The sequence below is a fragment of the Trueperaceae bacterium genome (assembly GCA_019454765.1).
In the GTDB taxonomy this organism is placed as follows: domain Bacteria; phylum Deinococcota; class Deinococci; order Deinococcales; family Trueperaceae; genus JAAYYF01.
The window spans coordinates 1-2,151 of the sequence record JACFNR010000050.1; the positions used below are offsets into that span (position 1 = coordinate 1).

Genomic DNA, 2,151 nt, shown 5'->3' on the forward strand with positions numbered 1-2,151 from the left:
GGGCTTCATGGGCAGGAAGAAGTTGGCGATGGGCGCCAGCGCCTGGGCGAGGGGCGCCACGCGGCCCACGTTGCCCATGGCGCGCGCCGAGAGGGGCGTGCCGTGCTCGTCGTAGTAGTGCTGCAGCCACTCGTACTTGATCTTGGCCATGTCCACGCGGCTGGGGCACTCCGACTTGCACGCCTTGCACTCGAGGCACAGGTCGAGCACCTCGTAGACGTCCTTGCTCGTCATGCCGCCGGGCAGACCGCCCGTGAGGGCCTCACGCAGCACGTTGGCGCGGCCGCGGGTGGAGTTGTCCTCGTCACGCGTGCCCATGTAGGACGGACACATGGTGCCCGCGCCCACCTTGCGGCAGGCGCCCACGCCGGTGCAGGCCTCGACGGCGCCGAGGAAGCCGCCTTGGCTGGAGAAATCGAAGACGGTGGGCACCTCCACCTTGGGGTAGTCGGCGCCGTAGCGCAGGTTCTCCGTCATGGCGGGCGCGTCCACGATCTTGCCGGGGTTCATCAGGCCGTCCGGGTCGAAGGCGTGCTTCAGGTCCTTGAACGCCTGGTAGAGCTCGTCGCCGAAGAGGCGGCGGTTCTGGTAGGAGCGGATGAGGCCGTCGCCGTGCTCGCCGCTCCACGAGCCACCGTACTTGACCACCAGCTCGAACACGTCCTCGCTGATGCCGCGGTACTGCTCGACGCCAACGGGGCTCTTGAGGTCGAGGAGCGGCCGCACGTGGATGACGCCCACGGAGGCGTGCGCGTAGAACACGGCGCGCGTGCCGTGCTTCTTGCACACCTCTATGACTTCGGGGATGTACTCGTGCAGGTGCTCGACCGGGATGGCGGCGTCCTCGATGGAGGGGGTGGGCTTGTCGGCGCCCGGCATGGTGGCGTAGATGCCCAGGCCGTCGCGGCGGAAGTCGGCGATCTCCTTCTGCTCGGCGGGGTCCTCGGCAACGTACGAGCCGTAGCAGAGGGCGGTGACGGCCGGGTCGGCCTCCATGCGCGCCAACGCCGCCTTGCACTCGGCCAGGTCGGCGCCGTCGAACTCGACTAGCAGCACCGCCTCGGGGTCGCCCACCACCCAGCGCATGTGCGGTGCCATGGCGGGGTTCTCGCGGCCGAGCAGTATGAGGTCGCGGTCGATGATCTCCACCGCCGACGGGCCGTGGCGGTTGATGTGCTGCACGGCCTGGAACGCCTTGGTGAGCGAGTCGAAGTGCACCATGCTCACGAGCCGCCGTGCCGGCACGGGGTGGAGCGCCAGCTTGAGCTCGAGGATGACGGCCAGCGTGCCCTCGCTGCCGCTCACCACCTTGGCGAGGTTGAAGGGCCGCTGCCCCTCGCCGCCCGCCTCGGTCAGCTCGTCGAGGTTGTAGCCGCCCACGCGGCGCATGACCTTGGGGTAGCGCGCCGCTATCTCGCCGGCGTGGGACTCCACCAGGCCGCGCACGGCGCGGTAGAGGTCGCCCTCGCGGCCGGGGGCGGCCAGCTTGGCGTCGAGCGCCGCGCCGCTCAGGGGCCCGAGCTCGAGCTCCGTGCCGTCCACCAGCAGAACGCGCAGGCCTATCACCTGATCCACGCTCTTGCCGTACTTGATGGAGCGCGTGCCCGCCGAGTTGTTGGCCACCATGCCGCCCACGTTGGCGCGGTCGGTGGTTGCCACGTCGGGCGTGAACTGCAAGCGGTGCTGTGCCAGCTTGGCGTTGAGCTGGTCGCGCACCAGGCCGGGCTGCACGCGCACCCAGCGCTCGGACACGTTGAGTTCCAGCAGCCCAGTGAGGTGCTTGGAGAAGTCGATCACCAGCGCGGCGGCCACGGTCTGGCCGGCCAGGCTGGTGCCGCCGCCGCGCGGGAGGACGGGGACCTTGAGCTCGTGCGCGGCCTTGACCGCTGCCTTCACGTCGGCCTCGTCGAGCGGCACCACGATCCCCACGGGGGCCATGCGGTAGGGGCTGGCGTCGGTGGCGTAGAGGGCGCGGGCGCGGGCGTCGAAGCGCACCTCGCCGCGCACGCTCGCGCGCAGGCGGCGCTCCAGTTCGGCGGCTACGGTCGGGTCGGAGGGGGCCGCCAACGGGGCCCGCTTGGCCGGGCGAGGTGCGTTCTGGAGTGCCACGCGCTCAGTATAGGGCGTGTGGCACGCGCTCCCGCGAGGTGG

At 70.8% G+C, this 2,151-nt stretch carries 1 protein-coding gene; it reads right to left on the bottom strand.

What is annotated here, in order from left to right; genetic code table 11:
• On the bottom strand, positions 1–2,109 hold a 2,109-nt coding region (locus tag H3C53_11650), incomplete at its 3' end, for an FAD-binding oxidoreductase (GenBank protein ID MBW7917320.1).
• Positions 2,110–2,151 lie beyond the last annotated feature (42 nt).